The sequence below is a fragment of the Rhodococcus sp. 15-2388-1-1a genome (assembly GCF_002259145.1).
In the GTDB taxonomy this organism is placed as follows: domain Bacteria; phylum Actinomycetota; class Actinomycetes; order Mycobacteriales; family Mycobacteriaceae; genus Rhodococcoides.
The window spans coordinates 1-796 of sequence record NZ_NPFP01000049.1; the positions used below are offsets into that span (position 1 = coordinate 1).

The 796-nt window shown below is 62.6% G+C and carries 1 protein-coding gene; it reads right to left on the reverse strand.

Annotated features, from left to right (window positions below):
- Positions 1-796 (reverse strand): ABC transporter ATP-binding protein (locus tag CH302_RS27270; RefSeq protein ID WP_176460792.1); only part of this gene is annotated, 796 nt, incomplete at both ends.

The following is a 796-nucleotide window of genomic DNA, read 5'->3' on the forward strand; positions in this document are numbered from 1 at the left end:
GGGGTGGCCTTCATCTGCGGGACGATGCCTTCGACGTCGTCGACGCCACCGGCGTGGTGCCCGGCGTCGACCATGGCCTGCTCCTGCGCCATCTGCGCCTCGTCCTTCTCCTCCGACATACCGATCGGACCGATCATCGTTCCGTTGAGGAACTGCTTGACCACCGGCTCGTCACTCGTCAGCAGCACCTCACGCGGGCCGAACATCACCAGCTGGCGACGGAAGAGCATGCCGATGTTGTCGGGCACCGTCCGAGCGAGGTTGATGTTGTGCGAGACGATCAGGATCGTGGCATCGATCTCGGCGTTGATGTCGATCAGGGTCTGCGAAATGTAGGTGGTACGAACGGGATCGAGGCCGGAGTCCGGCTCGTCGACGAGGATGATCTCGGGATCGAGAACCAGAGCACGGGCCAGGCCTGCGCGCTTGCGCATACCGCCGGAGATCTCGCCGGGCAGCTTGTCCTCGGCACCGAGCAGACCCGTCAGTTCCAACTTCTCCATGACGATCTTGCGGATGTCGGACTCGGACTTCTTCGTGTGCTCGCGCAGCGGGAAGGCGACATTGTCGTAGAGGTTCATCGAGCCGAACAGTGCGCCGTCCTGGAACAGCACCCCGAACAGCTTGCGGATCTCGTAGAGCTCACGAGAGGAGCACTGCAGGATGTCGGTTCCGTCGATGAAGATCTTGCCCTGCTCGGGCCGCAGCAGACCGATCAGCGACTTCAGGAAGACCGACTTACCGGTACCGGACGGACCGAGGAGAGCACTGACTTCACCCTTCGGCAGGGTCAACG